The following is a 23,122-nucleotide window of genomic DNA, read 5'->3' on the forward strand; positions in this document are numbered from 1 at the left end:
GGTTGCCTCCACAGGCAGGGTGTTGGGTGTGGAGACCAGTCTGTGCAGCGCCCGATAGGCCGGCAATTACGCCACAGGAATAACGGCGGCGTGCCAGGCTTCGGTGGCCTCATCCACCGGTGACATGCACTCCAGTCGCCACTCCTCGGGCCCCAGCGCGCGTGGCGTCCCTACCGTGGTAACGAGCGAGAAGTAGCTGAGCCGGCGTTCGCCATCGCTCAGGGTCAGCGGGATGACGGGAAGATCGGGCGCAGAGGGTTCGAAAGCGGCGGTGCCATCGACACCGGGGTAGGCGCGCAGCTGGGCCAGCAAGGCCTGGGTGTCCTCATCCATCACGCCAGCCACCGCTTCGCGCCGTACCCGCTGCAGGAGCGCTGCGGAGAAACGCGGCCAATCGGGCACGAAAGGCCGCAGCCCGACTGGATCGAAGAACAGGTGCAGAAGGTTTCGCGGGCGCGGCCAGCGGTCCAGGTCGATGAAGGCATTGAACAGCCGGGTGGTGGCGCTATTCGCCATTACGACATTCCACCAGCGATCCATCACGACCGCGGGATACGGCTCGTGCTGGCGAAGCATGCGTTCCAGAGCATGGCGAACGACCGCCATGCCGGCGGCATCCCAGCTTTCTTCCGCAAACTGTGGCGCGTAGCCGGCGGCGAGCAATAGCTCATTACGTTCCCGAAACGGCATGTCCAGCCCATCGGCCACGGCCATCAGGGTCTGGCGACTGGGAACGGTGCGTCCGCTCTCGATGAAGCTCAGGTGCTTCTGCGATACGCCCGTCTCCAGCGACAGGCTCAGCTGGCTCAGCCCCCGCATGCCGCGCCAGGCCTTGAGCATGCGGCCGAGCTCGCCGCCAGGAGTTGGCTCTGGGTGTGGCATGGGACGGCGCCTGCACGGGGATCCTGCCGATGATTGTGGAAGGGACGCCAGCACGCAGGCAACCGGCGGGTGCAACGCCGGGGAAGCCCAATGGCACCTACATCACCGGTTCCGGGAACGGCGTGGCATGACATACCGCAATATCCAAGGCATGCGTGCCATCGCGGCGCTCATGGTGGTCTCGTGCCACATGTTCTGGAACCTCGGCCCGACCCGCCTCTACTGGGTCAAGCCGTTCTTCGCGGCCATCGGCCCGGCCGGCGTGGATGTCTTCTTCGTCATCTCCGGCTTCATCATCTACAACGTGCTCCAGCGCTCGATCGGCGAGCTCGGGCAGGTAGGCCGGGGCAGGGCCGTCTTCGTCTTCGCGATGAAGCGTTTCATCCGGATCTACCCGCTCTACTGGATCGCGTTCGCCGCGGCCTTCCTCGTCATGCTGTGCGGGCCACCGCTGCCGCGTGGGCAGGAGAAGCCGCTGCTGGAACTGCTGACACTGGTCAACGGCGCGCCCAACTACATAGTGGGTGTCGCATGGACGCTGACCTATGAGGTGTATTTCTACGCGGTGGTCGCGCTCAGCCTATGGGCGCTTGGGAGGAGAGCCATGCTTGGCCTGGCGGCGTGGTTCGGCGTGCTCGTGGTCGCGACCGCGGCAGGCGCCGGACATGCCGCGTCACCATGGAACTACGTGTTCGCGCCCATCCTGCTCGAGTTCTCGTTCGGCGTCGCTATCGGCATGCTGGTCCGGCGAGGTTTCCAGCGTTTCCACGGGGCGCTCTGGGTAGTTGCCAGCATCTGGATGCTAGCGGGCACCTGGTTCGTCGCGCACGACCCGGTGTCGTACCCGCTACGTGTCGTCGGCTGGGCCGCGCCCGCTGCCTTGCTCATCTACGGGTTCGTGGTCCTCGAACTACAGGGCCGCTGGATCATGCCGCGGTGCCTCCAGTACCTCGGTGATGCCTCGTTCTCCATCTACCTCTGGCATCTGATCGTCTTCGAAGGGGTCGCCGCTGTGTTCGCGCGGCTTGGATGGATCGGCGTCGTCGATCCCGCCCTGCTCATGGCCGGCATGGTGGCCGCGGGCCTCGCGTTCGCCCTGGCCAGCTACCACTGGATCGAGAAGCCCTTGTTGGCCTGCCTCCCCGGTGTTGCGGGCTTGGGCGGAGCCCCCGTCGCGCCTGCCGAGGCCGCCCCGCGACCTGAACCATGCTAGCCTAGCGACCCGGCAAACGCCGCTCCGGCCGCCCGGAATGGCCTGTCTCGCCTCCTGAGACATCCGCCCCCTACCGTATTTGTTTTCTGCCGCACAGCGGACGGCAGCGGAGTCGTGATGAGCAAGACCAAGGGAATCTCCGAACGGCGCAGCGAGAAGTTGCTCGATGAGCTGCTGAGCGCCCAGGGGTGGTCCCCGAAGAAGCCTCCCGTCGGCGATGTCCTGCTGCAGAACGAATACGGCGCCTTCCCGCTGATCGAGAAAGCCCTGAAGCAGGCCAGCAAGACCGGCGGCGGCAGCGGTTACCCCGAGGCCCTGCTGGTCGACAAGGTCACCGAGAAAGTCCTGGCCGTGGTCGAGGCCAAGAAGCTCAGCAGCGAACATGGCAAGGCCCTGCGCGAGGCGCAGCATTACGCTGAGCGTTTCAAGCAAAAGGGTTATGCGCCGCTTGCGATCGGCCTGGCCGGTACCTCCGACGATAGCTTCGAGCTGCGCGTCTCGCGCTATGCCGATGGCGAATGGTCGATCGTGACCTACGGCGGCAAGCCTGTCTCCTGGATCCCGAACCGCGCCGACCTCGAGCGCGTCGCCTCGCCGCACGGCCGTCCGGAACTGCGCCCCACGATTCCTCCGCCGGAGGTGCTTGCGCGCCGGGCGGAAGAAATCAACCGCCTGTTGCGCGAGGCGAAGATCAAGGACGAGTTCCGCCCCGCCGTGGTCGCCGCGATCATGCTGGCGCTCGCGAGCTCGAAGGGCCGGATCCGCCGCGACGAAGACCACATCCTCTCCGACATCAACGCGGAGTGCCTGCGCGCGTTCGAGAAGGCCGGCAAGCCCGCGCTGGGCCGCAGCCTGCATGTCGAGGAGGCGAACGCGAAGCTCGCCACGCGCGCGGTGGAAATCGCCCGCATCCTCGAAAAGCTCAACGTCAGCGTGCTCACGGCCGAACACGATTATCTCGGCCAGCTCTACGAGACCTTCTTCCGCTACACCGGTGGCAACACCATCGGCCAGTACTTCACGCCGCGCCACATCGCTCAGTTCATGGCGGATGTCTGTGAAGTGGGCCCGCGCGACCACGTGCTCGATCCCGCGTGCGGTACCGGTGGCTTCCTGGTCGCCGCCATGGATCGCCTGCTCCGCGCGCACGACCTGAGCCGCGCGGAGATGGTCAAGGTCGCACGCAAGCAGCTCTACGGGTTCGAGACGGAACCGGTTACCGCCGCGCTGTGCGTCGCCAACATGATCCTGCGTGGCGATGGTGCCACCCAGATCCACCAGGAAGATTGCTTCACCGCGCCCGATTTCCCCGAGGGGAACGTGGACGTGGTGCTGATGAACCCGCCGTTCCCGCACAAGGCCTCGGATACGCCGTCCGAAGACTTCGTCGATCGCGCGCTGGACGCGCTGAAGCACCGCGGCAAGGTGGCCGTGGTGCTGCCGACGAGCCTGATCGTGAAGAAGAGCAAGGGTGCATGGCGGCAGAAGATCCTGAAGCATCACCGCCTGCTGGCGGTGTGCCAGCTGCCGGATGAACTGTTCCAGCCCTATGCCTCCGCCACCACCTCCGTGGTCGTGCTGGAGAAGGGCGTGAAGCACGATCCGACCGTTGCCACGGTGTTCGTACGCCTGCACCACGATGGCCTGACCCTTCGCAAGGGCATCCGGGTGGAGCGGCCTACCGAGCCGAACGATATCCCGCAGGCGGTGGACGCTATCGTCAACAAGCGCGCCATCCCGGGTTTCTCGGGCCTTGGCCACGTATCGGGCGAGCGCGAGTGGGCCGCAGGCGCCTACGTCGATTCCGCCCCGCCCAGCCGCGATGAAGTGCAGGAAGCCGTGGATGTGCACCTGCGCCGCCTGGCCTCGTTCTATACGCGCTATGCGCGCGAAGTCACCGTGCAGCGCGACCAGGTACGCCAGGGCGGCATCCGCATGTCGGGCTACCGCAGCCTGATGTCGCAGGCGAAGAAGGACAATGCGAAGGCGCTCTCCGATGCGGCCCGCCCGGGCACGATCGGCGATGCCTTCGATATCGTGTACGGCATGAAGGAATTGCACAGCCGCGATGGCATCGCCGACGGCGAGACGTTGGTGATCTCGCCTACGGAAGCCTACAACGGCTGCTACGGCTGGCTGGAGTTCGGCCAGGTCATGCAGCCGCCGTTTGTCACGGTGGCGCAGACCGGTTCAATCGGCGAGGCCTTCGTGCAGTTCGAGCCGTGCGCCGTGAACGACGATTGCCTGGTGTTGCTGCCACGCCGCCGCCTGAGCGAAGCGATGCTCGTGATCGCTGCGGCCTGCCTGCACGAAGAAAAGTGGCGCTTCTCCTACGGCCGGAAGCTGACGCCGGCGCGCATCGCACAGTTCGCGTTGCCCGACGATCCGGTGCTCGAGGCGTGGGTGGAAGAGCGGCTCGCCCAGACGCGCCGCGTCGTGCTCACGGCATTGACCGGCTACGCCGGCACGGAAGACGCGGCGTTCTTCGTCGACTGACCAGGTCGGTCCACCTTGTCGACGAGCCAGCCGCGTGCTTCGTCGACCGCGCCCAGCGCACCCGGCAGGACACCGTCGGCCACCAGCGCGGATGCCACGCGCAACAGCACCGCGGTGAGCACCTGCCAGCTCGCCTCATCGTGCGGACCCAGTGCGCGCATCCGCCGCTGGAACGCCGGCGACTCACCCCATCGGCGGATGGCAGACTCCAGCCGCTCATCGATGCGGCGTAACGGCGCGACACGCGCGATCAGCAGGTAACCACGTTTGCGGATGGTCTGGATGTAGCGGGGGCGTCGAACGTCGTCACCCAGCGCGCGGCGAAGTATGGCGATCGCCTTGTGCACGGGGTTGTCCCCGAAGAATCCGCCCTTCCAGCAGGCATCCAGCAGTTCTTCCACGCTCACGACCTGGCCCTGGCGGGACGCAAGCACACACAGCACATCGACGTGCCGGGGCTCGAGCGCGCGTGTTGCCCCACGGCTTTCGATAACCCGTCGATCCGGGTGGACAACCCAGGCGCCAATGAGAAAGGGAGAAGACACTTCGGAATGCTGCATGCCGCCAACGGTGGTTGCCGGCACAGGCAACTACTTGAATATAGATATGTTTGTCGGCCCGTAAGGTTCCCGGAAGGACGTGAGAATGTTCTCTCGCCGACGGTACGCGCCTGCCCAAACAAGGAGTAGGTAAATGCAAGGGAACCATGTAGGCGGACACCGTGCGGATCGCATTCTGTCACAGGGAATAGACCGCCCTGTTCGCGTCGTCCTCGCGGACGACCAGGAGTTGATGCGGGAAGGGCTTGCCGCGTTGCTGTCCCAACAGGAGCGGTTCGAAGTCGTGGGTACGACGGGCGATGGGCGCGACTGCCTGCGCCTGTGCGTCGACCACAAGCCCGACCTGTTGTTGTTCAACGACAGCATGCCCGGGCTCAATGGCATCGAGGCCGCCCGCCGGGTCGCGTCACGCTGCCCGCAGACGCGCATGCTCTGCCTCGCGGAGACGGGCGACCGGCCCTGCGTGCGTGCCGCGTTCGACGCCGGCGCCCACGGCTACGTGCTCAAGCGCTGCACGTTCGCCAACCTGGTCGATGGCATCGACAGCGTGCTTTCATCGCGCTACCACGTCAGCCCCGAGCTGGCGCACGTCCTCGTGGAAGCATTCTGCCGCGACGATGATCCGGCATCCGTGCTGACGCCACGGGAAAAGGAGGTCGCACAGCTTTACGCCGAGGGCCTTTCGACCCGGCAGATCGCGGAGCGGCTGCATATCAGCATGAAAACGGTGGGCACGCACCGCGAGCACATCCTGGCAAAACTGGAGGTCGATGGCATCGCCAGCCTCACGCGTTACGCCCTGCGTGCGGGCCTGGTGTCGCTGGATCCGTGAGCACGCGGAGATCAGCGCATGTGCGACCGGGATATCAGTGCATCGCCGATAGCACCCGGGTCGCGGTGAATCCATAGTAGGCCCACGGCGACGCACACCATCAAAGGAGATACGGATGTCGATGCAAGTGAACGGGAAGTTCCGCTGTGTGTGCGTCGCTCGATGACGGCTACGTCACTCGAAGGAATGATCGAGGCGATGGCTGGTGCCGTGGTCGAGGCCCAGGCTCGCATCGAGCAGGCCCAGGTCGCCCACCTTGGCGAATATTTCGATGAAGACAACAGGCCGAAGAGCGTGGTGATCCGCATGCCCTCGATGAAGGTGGGTACGGACGATGGCGATGAGGATCTCTACCGGGCCCCGCTGTTGCCGCTGGTCCCCACGACATCGCTGCGGATCAAGGATGTCGAGATCTGTTTCGATGCCGAGCTTGGCGAGTTCAGCGACAGCGGTGAGAAGGACGGTGACGGTATGCCTGATTTAGAGCAAAGCCGCTGGGCTTTCCTCTCACGATCGAGGAAACAATCCGTGCAACTGGATACCGCTGCGCGCCACCGGAACGACCAGGGCGGCAAGGTGCACGTGAAGCTCCGCGTCGAAGGCGTCGAACCCACGGACGGTGTCGCGCGCCTGACCAACCATTTAGCGATGACCCAAGGGGTCTTCCAGACGTTCAGGCCGGGCGACTAACCCCTCCCCCGATACCGGCCGAACCCCGCGGCACATGAAGTGCGGCGGGACCCATGTCGATACGTAAAGGAGTTACATCATGACTATTTCCGAACAGTTCCGTGGCCTGCCCATGGGCGACCTTGTCGGTGCCCCCCTGCTGGCGGCGTGTGACGCACAGGTGCGTCTTGCGCAGGCCACGGCCGATTTCATCAGGAACGTCGGCTTTGAGCAGAATGAGGACGGAAGCACCGGCGCGACCCGTACCTCGACCTTTCAGTTCACCCGGCCGGTGCAGGATGCCGATGGAACCTGGAAGGACGAGCTCGTCGAGATGAACGTTCCGTTGCTCTCGATCGTCAAGGTGCCGACCCTGGCCGTGGAGAATGTCGACATCACGTTTGACATGGAAGTTAAGGCCTCGACGCACGACAAGAGCTCGCTGGATGCGACCGTGGGCTTCGACGCCTCCTGGGGTGGGTTCGGCGCAAAGGTTTCGGTCCAGGGCTCGGTGGCTTCCCATAAGGAAAACACTCGCACCACGGACAACTCGGCCAGGTATCACGTCAATGTGCAGGCGCGTGATGCGGGCATGCCCGAAGGCCTTGCGCGGGTGATGGATATCCTGCAGACCGCCGTTGTGGCGAAGCCAGGCAAGGTCGTCGAACCGAATGTGCCCACGCCCGCGCCCGGGGTCCAATAACCCGCGCATCGCGAACTGGCAATGGTCGTGGCACCGAGGTGCCACGACCATGTGAGGAGCAACCCATGTTTGATGTCACCGATGTTCGTTTCGTGAAGCGCATCGTGGTCGGCAGCAACAACCCGAGCCAGATGTCGGGCGAGGAACAGATCGAGGAAGCGCGCGCCATGCTCAACCGTTGCCTCAATGAGTCACCACGCGGCCACGTGATGGCCACGGAGAAGAGCTTCACGATCCTGCAGATCGGTGAGCACCAGGTGGTGCTGCAATGGATCTGTTACCACGTAGGTTTCGCTCGCAAGCCCCCGTGGCTGGCGGACTGAGATGGGTCGCCGTCCGATGCTGGCGACGACGCTCCTGGCTCGCGTTCGTTCCGCTGTCGAATCAGCGCAGGCGCTTGCCTTGCGCCGCCGCGGGGAAGCCCTTTGTGGGCCGCCGTTGCCGCTCCCGTGGCTCGAAGGCGCAACAACGGAACGGGTGCGGTGGGTTCCACGCGTGCTCGGGATCCACATCGTGTTCGAAGGAACGACGCGTGGCGAAGGACTCACGCTGCAGGTGATACCGGGACGGCCGCCCTTTGCGCGACTGACACCCTGGCGGATCCGCCAGATCGAAGTGTGCTGTGACGCCGCGAAAGACGGGGTGGCACGGCTTTACATCGACGGCCGCGCCGTCGATGCCTCGGGGCCAGGTCCCCAACCATGAAGGAGAGCGACATGTCACATGGAACGTTGACGAAGATACGAGGCCTTGGTTTGTGCACCATCCTGTTTGCCGCCTGCGGTGTTGCAGACGCGCGCATCCCCGACGGCCAATGGTCGGGAGTGCTGAGGGCTGGGGATGATGCAACGCGGGTGGTCGCCATGCGCCGCGGCGAGAAGCTGCAGCTGCGCTTTCGCGAACCGCATAACTGCCAGCTTCCCGCTGAACTGCTCGACGAGAAAGATGGCGAGGCTCAGTTCCGTTTCAACCCACCACCGAACGGAGGTGGCTTCTGTGCCGGCCTGTATCCGGGTGACGTCCTGATCCGCGAAGGGGAATCGGGCCTGAGCCTGGCATTCGAGCGTTCCGGACGCGCGTGGTCCGGTGACCTGTCACCTTCGCCCGCCCCCTGGGGCAAGCGCTAAGGAGAACGGCATGGATACCCTTCTGCTGAATCGCTTCTGGTTACTCCTCGCCGCCGTCGGCGGTGCCGTCCTCCCTGTCGCCATGACGAGCGTCGCGTCGCGTGGGCGTGCCGTCATGCAGGTCGTGTGCGGCACGCTCATCGCCGTGTTCCTGGCACCCGCGTTCCATCGTCACTTCCTTCCGGATGCGGGCGTGGAAATCCAGGCCGGGGTGTCGTTCCTGGTCGGGTGCTTTGGGCTCAAGCTCACATCGATCGCGCAGCACGTGCTCGATCGCCATGGCGAGGGCATGGCCGATCGCCTTATCGGCCGGGTCACCGGAGGTGGCAAATGACCGCGGGTTTGCTTGGCATCGATTTCCTCGCCTGCACGACGGTGATGCTCACGGCCGGCTGGTTGCTGACCGATCGCCTGCTGTCTCGCATCGCACGCGTGGCATGCGCCCTGGTGGCTGCGGGTGCCTGCGTCAACGCCATCGGCATCTACGGGATGCTGACCAGCGTCGATGGCTTCTTCTACGGCGATGTGTGGCCTAGCGAGGTGCTTGTCGATGTCGGCCTGGCAGCCCTGATGGTCCGCTGGGCGATGCGCCTGCACCTTGCGGCGAGCGAGCCGGCGTGCCCGTGACGGTCGGTGCCGGTGGGGGCGCCTGAACACCGGCGCCCCCACCAGTGCGCGGAATCGGCATACCGGGCCGCTATTCTCCAGCTGTTGGGGGAAAGTCAGGAGCATCGACCATGGGGCCAGCGCCCGTGGGCGCCCCCCAACGTCGATCTGCCGGTAACCGCCGCGTGGTGCGGCGGCCCGGATACCATGAATGGGGATTCCGTCATGTCTTTTTCGCTCCGTGCGCTCGCAGTTTCGATCTCGTTCCTCACCCTTGGCTTCGGCGTCGCCCAGGCGCAGACCGCCACGTCGGGACTTGGCCAACAGTGGCCTAACGCTACCGACGTCAGCAGCAGCCCGAACTACCACGTCTACGTATTCCAGCGCGGCGCCATCAAGTACGTGCAGGTCAATGACGCGAATGGCACGGTCCGCGCGGCCGTCATGCTTACACCGACCGGGCGCTTCGGTACGCCGGTGGGTAGCGACGCCAACAACGTAGCGACCTCGGATGAGCCGCAGGCCGCGCCGGCGAGCACGGCCAGCCAGACGGTCTACTCGGACGGCGCGAACCAGATCGCCGTGGCGCCACAGTCGAACGGAACCATGCGCGTGATGGCCGTGGCGGTGGAATGCAAGAACCCGGTGGAGTGCTCGTCGCGCGGGCCGTAAGCGCTGCGCGGTGACGCCGCCGGGCAGGATGCCCCGCGGCGTCACGCCCCGTCAGTGACGGGGCGACGGTGAAGGCGCGGGGGCGATGCCGGGATGCGTCGCCGCCCGTGCCGCAGCGATCCGCTGGGCGATCTTCACGCCGAAGATGAGCGCCGTCGAGGCCACGAACGCCAGAACCGCCTGGGCGCGGATCATCGACGGATCCTGGAGGTGGAACGAGGTGCTGGCCTGGGCCACGCTGGCGAGCATGCCGCCCACGGCGGCGCCATGCCAACCATGCCGGAGGGTCATCAGGATAACGGGCACGACCATCCCGAACCGGACGCAGGTGAGCAGCCCGTCATCGTCGCTCGCACCGCCGGACACCAGCAACAGCAGGGCCAGGCAGGGCACCACGAAGAGCAGGGCATCGCGCAGGAGGGGGCTTTCACGCACGGCTCGCCAGGTCACGACGCCGCCGGGCAGCGTGGCCACGCGTTCGCGGATGGCAAGGATGAGCGGGGTCAGGGTCAGGGCGCCCAGGTAGCAACCCAGCAACCAGGCCAGCAGGATCGGCAGGGTGATCGCGGGCGCAGGACTGCCGTCACCCATGCTGACGGTGGAAAGCACCAGGGCATTCGCCCCCATGGTGATCACGGCGCAGACCAGGGTGGCGGCCAGGATCAGCCCCATGTTCACGTGGCCATCGGGGCGCAGCAACGTGAACCGGCTGCGCAGCCAGGCCATGGCCGGCATGCAGGCCAGGATCGGCGGAATCGAGGCCATGCCCGCCCAGAGGAAGCCGAAGCTGGTGGCGTGGAGTGCCGCCATTTCCGCGATGGGCAGGGCTTCGCCGACGGCCAGGGCCGGCCAGAACCGGCGCGGGACGAGGAGCAGGCAGGCCAGGCGCAGGCCGGCGGGCAACATCCAGTGCGAAAACGAGATGTTGCGGGTGAGCTCATAGCACGCGGCATACGCGCCCGCGACCGCCAGATAGCGGCCCCAGGCCAACGGATCCTTGTTTGAAGTGCCCACCGCCACCCTCAATGCCGCGATCGCGGCCTTCAGCCCGTTGCCGACGGGAACGATCCCGTTACGACTGACGCTTTGCAGTTGGATGATATAGCGGCAGGCCCGGGGCGGAATACAGAGCCCCGGGCAACATTTGCCGAAATAGCATTCGGATCGGTGCCGCGTGGTCAGCCACGCAGTTTCTGCACATCGCTGGTGCTACCGTCCAGCCATGAACCTTCGCGACCTGCAGACCCGTTTCGCTTCGACGCTCCGTGGTGGGCCGGCCGTGGAGGGCCTCGATGGGCGCGGCATGGCCGTGTACACCAACCGGTTCCGCGACCAGCTGGTGGCGTCCCTCCGGGATACCTACGCGAAGACCCGCCTGTGGCTGGGCGACGGCGTGTTCGATGAGCTGGCCGAGGAGTACGTCGCCGCGACCCCGCCCGCCTCCTGGACCCTCGACGCCTATGGTGAGAGCTACATCGCCTGGCTCGACGCGCACTACCCCGCGGATCCGGAGATCGCGGAGCTGGCCTGGCTGGACTGGCACCTGCGCCGGACCCTCTCGGGCCCGGACGCGCGGCCGATCGGCCTGGACGGACTGGTCTCGGCCGACTGGGAAGCCGTGGAAATGCGCTTCGTACCGACCCTGCGCTTTCGCTGGACGCGGAGCAATGCCGCGGCCATCTGGCATGCCCTGGCGAGCGAGACCATGCCGCCGGCGGCCGAGATCTTCGATGTGGATGCCGGGGTGCGCGTATGGCGCCGCGACTGCTCGCCGCGCTTCACCAGCATGCTGGCGCCGGAATGCGCCTGCCTCGACCTGGCCCTGGCCGGCGCCTCGTTCGGGGAGCTGTGCGAGGCCCTGACGCGGCTGCACGAGCCGGATACGGCCGCCCGACAGGCGGGCGCGTTGCTGCGGAGCTGGGTCGAAGACGGCATCGTCGATGCCCTCATCGGGGACTGACCCCGGGGTGGGGCGCGGCCCCGCGATTACACTGGCGGGATGATCGATGACGCCCACCTCACCCACGGCCTGGCTGGCGATGAACTGCCGCCCGACTGGCCGGCACTGACCGACGACGAAACCGCGCGCCTGCTCGCCCGGATTCCCTCGGCAGGGGCCGCTCGCCGCATCCGCTGGCGCTCCCCGCGGCCGCTCTCGGCGGCGGCGCTGGTGGATACCACGATGGGCACGGTGTTCGTGAAGCGCCACCACGTGAGCGTGCGCAGCGCGGCCACGCTTTCCGAGGAGCACCGGTTCGCCGCGCACCTGCGCGCGGGCGGCATCCCCCTCCCGGCGCTTTATCCGGACGACAGCGGCGAGACCGCGATCGTCATGGATGATTGGGTCTACGAGGTGCACGAACGTTCACGCGGCACGGATATCTACCGTGACGCGTTCTCCTGGTCGCCGGTGGGCGGATGGCAGCACGCTCGCGCGGCCGGCGAGATGCTCGCGCGCCTGCATCGCGCGGCGGAAGGTTACGTGGCACCGCAGCGGGCGACGCACATCCTCGTGGCGCGAGCTGAGGTGCTCGGCGCGGACGATCCCGTCGCGACGCTCGAAGCCCAGCTGGCAATGCGCCCGGCACTCGCGGGTTACCTCGCGGACCGTGACTGGCGCGGCGAGCTCCAGGCCACGCTGGCACCCTGGCATGCCGCCGCCCACGCCGGCATCGCCCGCCAGCCGCGTCTCTGGACGCATGGCGACTGGCACGTATCCAATCTTTGCTGGAGCGATGCCGGCGACGCCGCCACGATCACCGATGTGCTCGACCTCGGACTCAGCGCAGCGACCTTCGCCCTGTTCGACATCGCAACGGCCATCGAGCGGAACGCCATCGCCTGGCTCGATATCGCCCGGGGCGAGATTGCCCATGCCGAGCTTGCGCTGGCCCTGCTCGATGGTTATCGCGCCGTACGTCCTCTCGATGCTGGCGACCTCGACGTACTCGCCGCCCTGTTGCCGATCGTCCACGTCGACTTCGCCCTGTCGGAAGTGGAGTACTTCGAGGGCATCACGCGGCGGCGCGATCACGCCGACGTGGCCTGGCACACCTTCCTGCACGGCCATGCGGCATGGTTCGGGACGGCCCCCGGGAGCCGCCTGCTGGAGACCCTCCGCCACGCCGGCGGCTGATTCGTGGTTCAATAGGCGTCTTGAAGCGGGGGTGCCTGGCGTTGCCAGGCTGAGAGAGTCCCTTGGAACCTGACCCGGTTAGTACCGGCGTAGGGAGCTTGCAGAGCCACGGTACCAGCCTCGGAGGCGGTGCGTGGCCGGCCGTCGCTTCGTTTGTTTCCCACGAAGACGACCATGATCCCGAACCGTACCCCGCTCGCCCTGGCCCTGCTTTCGCTGGCCACTGCTGTCCACGCCGCCGACGACGATGCGCCCCAGCAGGCGCGTACGCTGCCCTCCATCGATGTGCGCGCGACCACGTCCGATGGCTACCGCGCGGCGGATTCGCAGCTGGACACCTTTGGCAGCTTCGGCAGCGCGCCGCTGCACGACACGCCGGCGGCCATCACCGTGATCACCCGCGCGCAGATCGACGACCGCCAGCCGCGTTCGCTGAGCGAGCTCGTGCGCAGCGATGCGGCGATCAACGACAACTACGCGCCGGCGGGCTACTACCAGGATGTGTCGATCCGCGGCTTTCCGCTGGACCTGGCCACGGGCTTCCGCTTCAACGGCATGATCATGTCGGCCGAGCAGCTGCTGGCGCTGGAGGGTAAGGAGCGGGTGGAAGTGCTGAAGGGACTCGGCGGCCTGGAAGCAGGCGTCGTCGAGCCGGGTGGCCTCGTGAACTACGTGAGCAAGCGTCCCGCCGATGTGCACACCGTCACCGTCGGCACCGATTCGCACGGCTCCGCTTACGTAGCCCTCGATCTCGGTACGTGGTTCACCTCGTCGTTCGGCATGCGCATCAACGCGGCGAACGAGCGCACGCATGCGGTGGTCGAGCATACCGATGCACGGCGCAGCTTCGTGTCGATCGCGGCAGACTGGAAGATCAGCGATGCGGCGACCCTGCTGCTGGATACGGACTACCAGACGAGCGGCGGCCGTTCCGTCTCCGGCTACCAGATGCTTGGTGGCGCCGTGATCCCGGATCACCCGAGCCGTACGCGCCTGCTGGGTTACCAGCCATGGCAGCGCCCGGTCGGCATCCATTCGAGCAACACGTCACTGCGTTTCAATTACCGTTTCAGCGACCAGTGGAACGCGCAGGTGTCGGCGGGCCATAGCCATACGGTGATCGACGACAACGTGGCCTTTGCTTATGGCTGCTTCTATGCCGAGTCGTGTGCGAGCGGTGCTACGCCGGGCAATTACTTCGCGCCCAACGGCGACTACGATGTCTACGACTATCGCAGCCCGGACGATACGCGCCAGAACGATGAACTGCGTGCGTCGCTGACGGGTACGTTCGCGACCGGCACCGTCGATCACGAGCTCAACGTCGGCGCATCGACGTTCCGCCGCACGGTCGACCAACGTGCGGATGTGTACGACTACGTCGGCACGGCGAACATCTACGACACGGTCGTTCCGGTGTTCCCCGCGTCACCGAACCAGCCCGGCCCTTCGGAGCGTCGCCTGACGAGCTGGCAGCGCACGCTGTTCGCGATCGACCGCGTGCATCTTTCCGACACCTGGCAGGTGCTCGCTGGCGCGCGCCTCGTGAAGTTGAACGAGCGCGCCTACGACGATGCCGGCGTGCTCGAACGCGACACCCGCATGACGAAGACGCTGCCGCAGGCGGCGGTGCTCTGGCAGCCTGTCGCCGCACTGACCACCTATGTCAGCTATGGCGAGGGGATCTCGCTGGGCCGCGAGGCACCGTACTGGACCGCTAATGGGGGCACGAACCTGCCGCCGCTGCATTCGCGGCAGATCGAAGTCGGTGCGAAGTACGCTGTCAACGATGCGCTGGATCTCCAGGCCGCGGTGTACCGGATCCGCCAGCCATACCAGTTCTCCCAGCCGGATGGCAGCGCGGAGGGCTTCACCTTCGTCCAGCGCGGGAAGGAAGTGCACAGCGGTGTCGAGCTGAGCATGGCGGGCAGGGTGACCGACAACCTGCGCCTTACCGCCAGCGCCAACGTGATCCGCGCGCGCGCGGAAAACACCGGCACGGCATCGTATGAAGATCACCAGGTGGTGAACGTTCCGCGCTACCGCACGGCGCTCTACGCCGACTACAGCCTGCCGTTCGCGCCCGGGCTCGCCGTGCTCGGCGGCTGGCGCTATGCCAGCAGCAATGTCGCCACGCCCGATGGCGCTACGCGCGTGCCGGCATACCACGTGGTCGACGCCGGCCTTCGCTTCGCCACCTCGCTCAGCGGCCATGCGATGACGTGGCGGCTGAGCGTGGATAATGTGTTCAACCGCTTCTACTGGCGCGACACGGGGTCGTCCGGTGGCGATAGCTACCTCTTCCCCGGCATGCCGCGGCTCGCCCGCCTGTCGATGACCTATGAACTTTGAACTTTCGCTGTTCGAGCTCGCCGCCGCGCTGGTCAGCGCGGCCGGCGTCTGGCTGACCGCGCGGCGCAGCCCGTGGAGCTGGCCCGTGGGCCTCGTGTCGGTCATCGCGTATGCGTGGATCTTCGTCGATGCAAAGCTCTATTCCGACACGCTGCTGCAGGTGATCTTCGCGCTGCTCATCGTCTATGGCTGGCACCGCTGGATGCGCAATCTCGATGAAACCGGGCATGTCCGCGTGGCCTCGCTCGACTCGCGCAGCGCCACGCTGCACCTGGCGGTGGGCACGGCGGCGGCGCTCGCCCTCGGTTACGCGATGCACCGTTGGACCGACGCGTCGCTGCCCTGGCTCGATGCGTCGCTCACCGCCTTCAGCCTCGTCGCCCAGTGGTGGCAGGCACGCCGGCACGCCGCGGCGTGGTGGCTATGGATCGCGGTCGATGTGATCTATGTCGGCGAGTACGTCTACAAGTCGCTGCCCATCACGGCCGTGCTCTACGCAGGCTTCGTGGTGCTGGCCGCCATGGGCTGGCGCGCCTGGAACCGCGAGCGTGCGGTGAGCCCGGCATAAGGGCGTTCGCACCGGCCCCCGGTCTTATGGCGTATAGGCTTGGCGGGCGGGCCACGTAGAATCCGCCAGACACCTCGCCGGAGCCTTCGCCATGCATCGGATCCTGCTGTTCCTGGCCCTCGCCGGCCTGTCGTCGCTGGCCTGCGCCAGCCCACCCCCGGCGGTGCCGTCGTTCGAGGCGAGTGGCACGCTCTCGGGTGAAGGGCTGGATAGCACCTGGCACCAGGCGGTCGATACGGCGAGCGGGGCCTGGCGGATCGATGTGACGCATCCCGCGCGCTCCTATGCCGATGGCGCCGATACCGGCGGACGCTGGCATCGCGATGTCTCCGGTGGCGTGCACCCCTTCGATTCGGCCGAGGGCCGCGCGATCGCCAGCACCGAGGCCTGGTTGTTGCGCTTCGGCTGGCTCGACACCGACAGCGCGGCGATGGGGCCTTCGGTGATCACGCGCGAACGCGGCCTCGACCTGCGCCGTACCGTGGCGACGCCACCCGGGGGACGTGAGGTCACGTTGTGGTTCGACCAGACCAGCGGCCACCTCGTCCGTGCCAGCTTCCGTGCGTCCTTCCTCACCGTGACGCGCGACTATGCGGATTACCGCGACACACGCGGCGTGGCATTGCCCTACCGCGTGGAAAGCGTGGCGAAGACGGATAGCGGTACCGAAGACAGCCGGGAGACCGTCCGCGTGGATCGCTACGACGTGCCGTCGGCTTCCGGCCTGGCCAAAGCGATCGCGCGCCCGCCGGCGTTGCCTGGCGATGTCACGATGCGCGGCGGAGCGGCGGTGGCGCACGTACCCATGATCCTGGAAGGCGGCGCTCTGCTGGTCATGGCCTCGGTCAATGGATCGAAGCCGTTGCCCTTCATCCTCGACACCGGTGGCCACGCGATCCTCACCGAAAAGACCGCCGCGCTGCTCGGCATCAAGGGCCAGGGCAAGGGCGTGAGCACGGGTTCGGGTCCGGGCTCCATGTCCATCGCGTACGCGCGGGTGAAGAGCCTCGCCATGGGCGAAGCGGATATCCGCGACCAGACCTTCCTCGTCATGCCGTTCGGCTTCGGCTTTTCGGATCGCGGCGATCGCGAGCCGGTGGCGGGCATCCTCGGCCTCGAAGTCTTCGAGCGGTTCGCGGTGACCTTCGACTACGACCACGGCCAGCTCTCGCTGGCGCCCTTCGATCTCGCCACGCCCGCGCCGGGGGCAGGGCAGGCGTTGCCGCTGCGTTTCACCTTCGACATGCCGCTGGTGGAAGGCACGCTGGATGGAAATCCCGGGATCTTCGGCATCGACAGCGGGAACAGCGGCTACCTGCTGATCTTCCCGCAATGGGTCGAACGCAACGGCCTTGCCGAGCGTTACCGCAAGGGTTACGCGCTGGCAGGCGGGGGCGGCGTCGGCGGCCCGTTTGTTTCGCGCATCGCGCATGCCCGCGGCTTCGAACTCGGCGCGGTCTCCATTCCCGGGCATCTCGCGCAACTCACGCCGTCCGATGCGGGCGCCACGGCGAACGTATCCGAGGCCGGCAACGTGGGGCAGGACGTGCTCTCGCGTTTCCTTGTTGGCATCGACTACCGGCGCGGCATGCTGTATCTCGCGCCGCGCGCTGGCAGCCCTTCGGTACAGAACACCGATCCCGGCATGCGCGCAGGCCGCAAGGAGGATGCGGTCGATCGGTTCACGGTGTCCGGCGTCATCACCGGCGGGCCGGCATGGAAGGCCGGTATCCGCGCCGGCGATGCGATCACCAGCGTCGATGGCATACCTGCGGCGAAGCTCGGCAACTGGGGGCTGCGTGACCGGTTCGATCGCGCGAAGGAGGGCGATTGCGTGGTACTCGGCATGGTGAACGGAAGGAAGGTGACGATGACGCTCGACGATTTCGTGCCGCGTTAATTCGCGGCATTTTTCAGAATCCTTCCATATCCAGGTACGTGGGCAACCTGCATCATGTGCGGGTCGTCGCAGCCTGGCATGCCACCCACGGATAGGGGTGTGCATCCGGATCCTGCCCGGCAGCGGCCGGGGCGTGGGACGCGTCCCGGCCGCTTCAGTTCGTCGGCCGCGAGGTCGCGCCCCAGTCGTCGGGCCCGAACTGCAGGTGCAGCACCGTGCGGTTATCGTCTTCCAGTGGCGGGTTGTACTGCAGTGACGTGCAGCCGGTGGCGACCTGCCGCTTCAGTGCCAGCGCCAGGGTCTTTGCGCTTTGCGCCCCATACACGGGCGTGCCGGCTTTCGTCACCTTCAGCGCCACGCGGTAGCCATCCGCGCTCACCCCGTCGCTCATGCCCGCCGGCATGGCCTGGCTGCCATCCAGCGCGACGATGTCCAGCTTGCGGCCGCAGGTGCCGACGCTGACGATGTCGATGCCATCGAGCAGGCTGGCGATGAACTTGTCGGCGTTCTCGGTGAGCGAATCCACCGCCTCGACGGTCGTGCTCAGGCGCACCTTCACGAAGTACATCTTCCGGTAGAACAGGTAGGTGCGCGAGGTGAGCATGTCACGCTGGGCATCGAACACGATGGGCAGGAAGCGGCCCTCCTGCTTGCGGCCGCCGGATAGCTTCGCCGTGTAGGCCGACTCGTCGCCCCACCAGACGTTCCGGTAGATCTCCTGGCGTTCGGCGAAGGCCACCGACTCGCGGAAGTCCTGCACGGCCTGGGCGAGCATCTTCGGCTCATCGCCCTGGCCGGCGGGGTAGATGAACACGTCCGCGATGATCCATTCGGCGTTGTCGATCCCGTAACGCAGGGAAACACCGGCCGCGATATCGCCTTCATCCGCGTAGTTCTTCACGGCATCGAGCGTGGCATCGGCGAGCCGGCGCGGTGCGATGATCCAGGTATCGTCGACCACGCCGCGGTGGGTCTGCGCATCGACAGGCGCAAGCGGGGGCGCGGCGGGCACGGCCTGCGCGCCCACGGGGCCACTGGCCAGCCCAAGGGCCAGTACGGGAATCACACGCCACCGCCACATCGTCAACACAACCCCTGCAAGATCAAACGCGAACCCCGTGCGCGCACTATAGCCGTCCATTTGCGTCATGGGGAGCGCTTCGTTGCGCGCAGGCGCCGGCGGAGGAAAGCAAGGGTAAGCGTTTCCAGTTTCCGCGGGTGGTGCAGGGATACCTCAGGCACCCGGCGCTGCAACTCGCCGTCCATCCAGCCCCTGAAAACCTCCGGGTGGATGTACGAGGCACGGCACACCGCCGGCGTGTTGCCGAGCACGGCCGCGACATCCTTTACCGCCTGCGCGAGCGTGGCTTTCACGGCGCGCTCACCTCCCTCGTCCGGGAAAGCGGTCGCTGCCAGCACCGCGACGGCATGCACCGTGCCGCCCCAGGTGCGGAAATCCTTGGCGGTGAATTCGCCACCGGTGACCTCGCGCAGGTAATCGTTGACCATGCCGGAATCGACCGGCTGGCGCTGTCCCTCGTCGTCCACGTACTGGAACAGGCGCTGCCCTGGCAGCTCCTGCACGCGACGCACCGCCTTCACCAGCTTGCGATCATCCAGCACGATGTCGTGCGCCTGGCCGCTCTTGCCGCGGAAGTGGAATTCGATGCGATCACGTCGCACGGCGATGTGCCGGGAGCGCAGCGTCGTCAGCCCGAACGAGTGGTTCTGCCGGGCGTAGGCATCGTTGCCGACCCGGATCATGGTTTCCTCGAGCAGGCTCACCACCAGCGCCAGCACCTTTTCACGCGGCAGGCCGGGCAGGGCGAGGTCCTTGCGCAGTCGCCGGCGCAGGGCGGGCAGCGCTTCGCCAAACGCCACGATCCGGGTGAACTTGCCCTGGTCGCGCTGGCTGCGCCAGCGCGGGTGGTAGCGGTACTGCTTGCGAGCCTGGGCGTCGCGGCCGGTGGCCTGCAGGTGGCCACGCGGGTTGGCGCAGATCCACACCTGGGTGTACGCCGGCGGGATCGCCAGGGAACGGATCCGCTGCAGCGTCTCCTCGTCCGTGACGCGCTTGCCATCGATGCCGAAGTAGTGGAACTGCTTGCCGCGCTTGCAACGGGTCAGGCCGTCGGTGGCATCGCATACATAGACGAGGCCCGCCGCCTTCGCGTGGGCCCGCTCGTCACTGGCCACCACGAGGGCGTTGGCAGGAGGGTTCCGGGACATGGCCGGCAGTGTGTGCCGGCCCGCGATCAAGGCGCGGTGAACGCCTCGTCAGGTATCAGCCGACCCGGCAGAACACGGCCTTGAGATAACGGTTCTCGGGGACGTTGCTGGCGACCGGATGATCGGCGCCGGCACCATCCACGTGCAGCACCTGGATGTCGCGCCCGGCATTCAGCGCCACGCGACGGATCATCTCGAGGAAATCGTCCTCGCCCACCAGGCCGGTGCACGAGCAGGTGAGCAGGATGCCGCCGGGCGCGAGCACGTCGAGCGCGGTGCGGTTCATGGCGAAGTATTTCTTCAGCGCATTGACGACCTGGTTGCGGTCACGGGTGAGCTTGGGCGGATCGAGCACGACCGCATCCCAGGTCTCACCGCGGGCGATCGCCGCACGCAGCCACTCGAAGACGTCGCCCTGTTCGAACGTCGCCTCGACACCGTTCATGCGGGCGTTCTCTCGGGCGACGTCCAGGATCGCGGCGTCCGCGTCGACACCCGTGGCTTCCAGTGCTCCCGCCTTCATCGCATGCACGGCGAAACCGCCGGCATTGCAGCACAGGTCCAGCACGCGGCGGCCGCGCGCGAGCCGGGCGAAACGGGCGCGGTTATCGCGCTGGTCGGCGAAGAAGCCGGTCTTGTGGCCCAGGCCGGGTGCGGCGTGGAAGGCGAGGCCGTGCTCGTGGACATCGACCGCGGCGGGTGCCTCGTTCGAGCGCACGTCGAACGATTCCTGGCGCTGCACGTGCTGCTCGGCGAACCAGTACAGCGACGCACCCGGGAAGTGCTTCTGCAGCTCCGCATGGATCGTGTCGCGGAAGCGCCACATGCCGGCCGCGAAATACTCCACCACCAGGTGGTTCGCGTAGCGGTCCACGACGAGACCCGAGAGGCCATCGCCCTCGCTGTGTACCACGCGCCACGCGTCGCTCACCTCGTCCAGCTTCAGCAGCTCACGGCGCAGGCCGACGGCGCGCTCGAGGCGGGCAGCGATCCAGGCGTTATCGATCGCCTCGTCCGGCGCGGTGGTGAGCAGGCGCAGGGCTACGCGCGCGTGGCCGTTCCAGAAGCCGCGGCCGACGAAGCGGCCTTTCGCGTCGACCACGTCGACGACGCTGCCGGGCGGGATCCGCTCGGCGGGTTTGACGATCTGGGCGGACCACACCCAGGGGTGGCCGGGGACGCGATCGGACTTGAGCTGGATCTGGGGCAATGCAGGGGTATTCATACGCGCATGATACCGGCCCTTAGCGGCCGAAGCGCAGGACGAGCCAGGAGGCGAGCGCCAGCAGGTTGATGCCCAGGTGCGGCGACGAGGGGCCGCCCAGGGCAAACAGCCAGCCGTGCTCGGCGATGGCCCAGTCGAAACCGAGGCGGGGCGAGCGCTGGATCGTCATCGAAAGGTTGGCGTAGGCACCGGACGAGAGCGCGTAGCTGAAGAACGAGGTGGCGATCAGCGGTGCCTGCAGGAACTGCGCCCAGATCGACAGCTGGGTACCGCGACCGTCGTTGCTCGCCAGCAGCACGCCGGCGACGAGGATGAAGGCGAACAGGAGCACGCCGAGCACGGTGGCCAGCGCATCCAGCCCCGACATGCGCGAGCCGAGCAGGTGGCCGACCTGGTGCACCAGGCCATACAGGCCGCCGGCGATCTCGAACACGGCGATGATGCGGGTGAGGAACGAATGCATGCGAACTCCCGGGTGGCGGACGGCGCATTATGGCGGCCCGCGCGCGTATCAGGCCGAACGGCTCGTTCAGAGTCCTTCGGCGGCTTCGTGCAGGTCGGTGATGTGCTGTTCCCACCAGCGCGCCTCGGCGGCGAACGGGAAGGCGGCGGGGAAGGCCGGATCGTGCCAGCGCTCGGCGATCCAGCCGGCGTAGTGCACCTGGCGCATCGCGCGCAGGGCGGGCACCAGCGCCCGTTCCATCGGGTCGAAGTCGCGGAACTGCTCGTAGCCCTCGAGTAGCGCGTCGAACAGGCTGTCATCGGAGGCCAGCATCCACAGGTCCTGCACCGCGGGGCCCATGCGCGCATCGTCCAGGTCGACGAAATGCGGGCCGGCATCGGTCCACAACACGTTTCCCGGGTGGCAATCGCCGTGCAGTCGAAGGCGACGCACCGGGCCCACCGCTTCGAAGCGGGCCGATACGGCATCGTCCACGCGCATGACCGCCTCGCGGTACGCATCGAACAGGTGCGCCGGTAGCAGGTCGGATCCGAGCGCGGCGCGCGCCGGTGCGTCGATCATGCTGGCGCGATCCAGCGTCGCGCGGTGGTGGAACGGTTCGCGCGCACCGACGGCATGCAGGCGGCCGAGCAGGCGGCCCAGCCATTCGAGCTGGTCGGCCGATTCCAGCGACGGCGCACGGCCGCCACGGCGTGGGTAGAGCGAGTAACGGAAGCCTTCGTGGCGAAGCATGGTCCGCCCTTCGAGCACGAGCGGCGCGACGACCGGGATCTCGGCCGCCTCGAGCTCCAGCGCGAACGCATGCTCTTCGCCGATCGCCGCATCGCTCCACCGCCCCGGGCGGTAGAACTTCGCGACGACGAAGCCGCCATCCTCGAGCCCGACCTGGAACACCCGGTTTTCGTAGCTGTTCAACGTGAGCAGGCGGCCGTCACTCCAGGTACCCACCGCGTCCACCGCGGCCAGCACCACATCGGGCGATAGCGCCTCGTAGGGAGCCGCATGGCTCACGAGCGCAGGTTCCCCGGGGCACCGCCCGGCGACGGGATGACCGCCATCGTGAGTCGTGACAGGCAGACCAGCTTGCCGGTCTCTTCCTCGATGCGGATTTCCCAGACCTGGGTGGTCCGGCCCAGGTGCACCGCCTTCGCCGTGCCGGTGACGATGCCCCCGCGCACGCCACGGATGTGGTTGGCGTTGATATCCAGGCCGACCGCGATTTCCTTCTCCACGTCGAGCGTGAGCAGCGCGGCCGAACTGCCGAGGGTCTCCGCCAGCACCACCGAGGCGCCGCCGTGCAGCAGGCCGAACGGCTGCTGGGTGCGGTGGTCGACCGGCATGGTCCCGCGCAACCAGTCGTCGCCGAAGGCGGTGAAGCGGATATCCAGCGTCTCCATCATGGTGTTCCGGCTCCAGCCGTTGATGCGGTCAAGGTCGAGCGGATGCTTCCAGATAGCCATGGTCGGCGCGTTCCGATGGGAAAGCGCTC

24 protein-coding genes and 1 riboswitch are annotated in these 23,122 nt (G+C 67.0%); of the genes, 15 read left to right on the plus strand and 9 right to left on the minus strand.

The genetic code is table 11. The features are described 5' to 3' along the window. Positions 1-66: 66 nt before the first annotated feature. Entirely contained in the window at positions 67-882 is an 816-nt protein-coding gene (locus ACZ6YI_RS17455; protein ID WP_465779773.1) for a helix-turn-helix domain-containing protein, read from the minus strand. Positions 883-1,009: 127 nt separating this feature from the next. Here ACZ6YI_RS17455 and ACZ6YI_RS17460 point away from each other — a divergent pair, with 127 nt between their 5' ends. Then, positions 1,010-2,095 carry an acyltransferase family protein gene (locus ACZ6YI_RS17460; RefSeq protein WP_465779774.1) on the plus strand — a complete coding sequence of 362 codons (1,086 nt, stop codon included), beginning with the start codon at positions 1,010-1,012 and terminating at the stop codon, positions 2,093-2,095. 117 nt (positions 2,096-2,212) lie between these two features. After that, positions 2,213-4,591 carry an HsdM family class I SAM-dependent methyltransferase gene (locus ACZ6YI_RS17465; protein WP_465779775.1) on the plus strand — a complete coding sequence of 793 codons (2,379 nt, stop codon included), beginning with the start codon at positions 2,213-2,215 and terminating at the stop codon, positions 4,589-4,591. Here the strand turns inward: ACZ6YI_RS17465 and ACZ6YI_RS17470 are convergent. Further along, positions 4,552-5,151 carry a winged helix-turn-helix domain-containing protein gene (locus ACZ6YI_RS17470; RefSeq protein WP_465779776.1) on the minus strand — a complete coding sequence of 200 codons (600 nt, stop codon included), beginning with the start codon at positions 5,149-5,151 and terminating at the stop codon, positions 4,552-4,554. The two genes, ACZ6YI_RS17465 and ACZ6YI_RS17470, sit on opposite strands and share 40 nt — an antisense overlap. Positions 5,152-5,284: 133 nt before the next feature. Here ACZ6YI_RS17470 and ACZ6YI_RS17475 point away from each other — a divergent pair, with 133 nt between their 5' ends. The 8 genes from ACZ6YI_RS17475 to ACZ6YI_RS17510 all read left to right on the plus strand — a co-directional run bounded on the left by ACZ6YI_RS17475 (position 5,285) and on the right by ACZ6YI_RS17510 (position 9,760). Further along, the gene (locus tag ACZ6YI_RS17475; RefSeq protein WP_465779777.1) at positions 5,285-5,983 is read left to right on the plus strand and encodes a response regulator; all 699 of its coding nucleotides are present in this window, start codon (positions 5,285-5,287) and stop codon (positions 5,981-5,983) included. A 162-nt stretch (positions 5,984-6,145) separates the two neighbouring features. Next, positions 6,146-6,673 carry a DUF2589 domain-containing protein gene (locus ACZ6YI_RS17480; RefSeq protein ID WP_465779778.1) on the plus strand — a complete coding sequence of 176 codons (528 nt, stop codon included), beginning with the start codon at positions 6,146-6,148 and terminating at the stop codon, positions 6,671-6,673. Positions 6,674-6,752: 79 nt separating this feature from the next. Next, on the plus strand, positions 6,753-7,355 hold the full coding sequence (locus tag ACZ6YI_RS17485) for a DUF2589 domain-containing protein (RefSeq protein WP_465779779.1): 603 nt from the start codon (positions 6,753-6,755) through the stop codon (positions 7,353-7,355). Between the two features lie 65 nt (positions 7,356-7,420). After that, a complete protein-coding gene (locus ACZ6YI_RS17490) occupies positions 7,421-7,678 on the plus strand; it encodes a hypothetical protein (protein WP_440326482.1) in 258 nt (85 codons plus the stop codon). 378 nt (positions 7,679-8,056) lie between these two features. Beyond that, complete coding sequence (locus ACZ6YI_RS17495; RefSeq protein ID WP_465779780.1) at positions 8,057-8,482, plus strand: hypothetical protein; 426 nt, start codon at positions 8,057-8,059, stop codon at positions 8,480-8,482. 10 nt (positions 8,483-8,492) lie between these two features. Continuing rightward, positions 8,493-8,816: a hypothetical protein gene (locus tag ACZ6YI_RS17500; RefSeq protein WP_440326479.1), complete on the plus strand. Its 324-nt coding sequence runs from the start codon at positions 8,493-8,495 to the stop codon at positions 8,814-8,816. After that, positions 8,813-9,109 (plus strand): hypothetical protein, encoded by a 297-nt coding sequence (locus tag ACZ6YI_RS17505; RefSeq protein WP_440326477.1) that lies wholly within the window; start codon positions 8,813-8,815, stop codon positions 9,107-9,109. The genes ACZ6YI_RS17500 and ACZ6YI_RS17505 overlap by 4 nt, the downstream gene beginning before the upstream one ends. 204 nt (positions 9,110-9,313) lie before the next feature. Beyond that, positions 9,314-9,760 carry a hypothetical protein gene (locus ACZ6YI_RS17510; protein WP_465779781.1) on the plus strand — a complete coding sequence of 149 codons (447 nt, stop codon included), beginning with the start codon at positions 9,314-9,316 and terminating at the stop codon, positions 9,758-9,760. A gap of 51 nt (positions 9,761-9,811) precedes the next feature. Here the strand turns inward: ACZ6YI_RS17510 and ACZ6YI_RS17515 are convergent, their stop codons facing one another. Then, entirely contained in the window at positions 9,812-10,774 is a 963-nt protein-coding gene (locus ACZ6YI_RS17515) for an MASE1 domain-containing protein (RefSeq protein WP_440326473.1), read from the minus strand. 208 nt (positions 10,775-10,982) lie between these two features. Here ACZ6YI_RS17515 and ACZ6YI_RS17520 point away from each other — a divergent pair, with 208 nt between their 5' ends. The 5 genes from ACZ6YI_RS17520 (at position 10,983) to ACZ6YI_RS17540 (ending at position 17,716) form a co-directional block, all read left to right on the plus strand. Further along, positions 10,983-11,720, plus strand: a complete 738-nt coding sequence (locus ACZ6YI_RS17520) for an HvfC/BufC family peptide modification chaperone (protein ID WP_465779782.1) — start codon at positions 10,983-10,985, stop codon at positions 11,718-11,720. A 39-nt stretch (positions 11,721-11,759) separates the two neighbouring features. Beyond that, a complete protein-coding gene (locus ACZ6YI_RS17525) occupies positions 11,760-12,896 on the plus strand; it encodes a phosphotransferase enzyme family protein (RefSeq protein WP_465779783.1) in 1,137 nt (378 codons plus the stop codon). Positions 12,897-12,913: 17 nt separating this feature from the next. Continuing rightward, a riboswitch (TPP riboswitch) is annotated at positions 12,914-13,009 on the plus strand. Positions 13,010-13,070: 61 nt separating this feature from the next. Continuing rightward, positions 13,071-15,248, plus strand: coding sequence for a TonB-dependent siderophore receptor (locus ACZ6YI_RS17530; protein WP_465779784.1), 2,178 nt, complete (start codon positions 13,071-13,073; stop codon positions 15,246-15,248). Continuing rightward, the gene (pnuC, locus tag ACZ6YI_RS17535; protein ID WP_440326465.1) at positions 15,238-15,816 is read left to right on the plus strand and encodes a nicotinamide riboside transporter PnuC; all 579 of its coding nucleotides are present in this window, start codon (positions 15,238-15,240) and stop codon (positions 15,814-15,816) included. The genes ACZ6YI_RS17530 and pnuC overlap by 11 nt, the downstream gene beginning before the upstream one ends. Before the next feature lie 91 nt (positions 15,817-15,907). Continuing rightward, positions 15,908-17,716, plus strand: a complete 1,809-nt coding sequence (locus tag ACZ6YI_RS17540) for an aspartyl protease family protein (protein ID WP_465779785.1) — start codon at positions 15,908-15,910, stop codon at positions 17,714-17,716. A gap of 154 nt (positions 17,717-17,870) precedes the next feature. Here ACZ6YI_RS17540 and ACZ6YI_RS17545 read toward each other — a convergent pair whose 3' ends face one another. The 6 genes from ACZ6YI_RS17545 to ACZ6YI_RS17570 all read right to left on the minus strand — a co-directional run bounded on the left by ACZ6YI_RS17545 (position 17,871) and on the right by ACZ6YI_RS17570 (position 23,093). Further along, on the minus strand, positions 17,871-18,797 hold the full coding sequence (locus ACZ6YI_RS17545) for a hypothetical protein (protein ID WP_465779786.1): 927 nt from the start codon (positions 18,795-18,797) through the stop codon (positions 17,871-17,873). Between the two features lie 65 nt (positions 18,798-18,862). Further along, the gene (locus ACZ6YI_RS17550) at positions 18,863-19,945 is read right to left on the minus strand and encodes a DNA topoisomerase IB (RefSeq protein ID WP_465779787.1); all 1,083 of its coding nucleotides are present in this window, start codon (positions 19,943-19,945) and stop codon (positions 18,863-18,865) included. A 55-nt stretch (positions 19,946-20,000) separates the two neighbouring features. After that, the gene (locus tag ACZ6YI_RS17555) at positions 20,001-21,170 is read right to left on the minus strand and encodes a class I SAM-dependent rRNA methyltransferase (protein WP_465779788.1); all 1,170 of its coding nucleotides are present in this window, start codon (positions 21,168-21,170) and stop codon (positions 20,001-20,003) included. 19 nt (positions 21,171-21,189) lie between these two features. Beyond that, positions 21,190-21,633 (minus strand): hypothetical protein, encoded by a 444-nt coding sequence (locus ACZ6YI_RS17560; protein WP_440329780.1) that lies wholly within the window; start codon positions 21,631-21,633, stop codon positions 21,190-21,192. A 66-nt stretch (positions 21,634-21,699) separates the two neighbouring features. Continuing rightward, positions 21,700-22,644, minus strand: a complete 945-nt coding sequence (locus tag ACZ6YI_RS17565; protein ID WP_465779789.1) for a serine/threonine protein kinase — start codon at positions 22,642-22,644, stop codon at positions 21,700-21,702. Then, complete coding sequence (locus tag ACZ6YI_RS17570; RefSeq protein ID WP_440329783.1) at positions 22,641-23,093, minus strand: hotdog fold thioesterase; 453 nt, start codon at positions 23,091-23,093, stop codon at positions 22,641-22,643. The genes ACZ6YI_RS17565 and ACZ6YI_RS17570 overlap by 4 nt, the downstream gene beginning before the upstream one ends. Positions 23,094-23,122 lie beyond the last annotated feature (29 nt).

It is taken from the genome of Luteibacter sp. NPDC104163 (assembly GCF_055584245.1).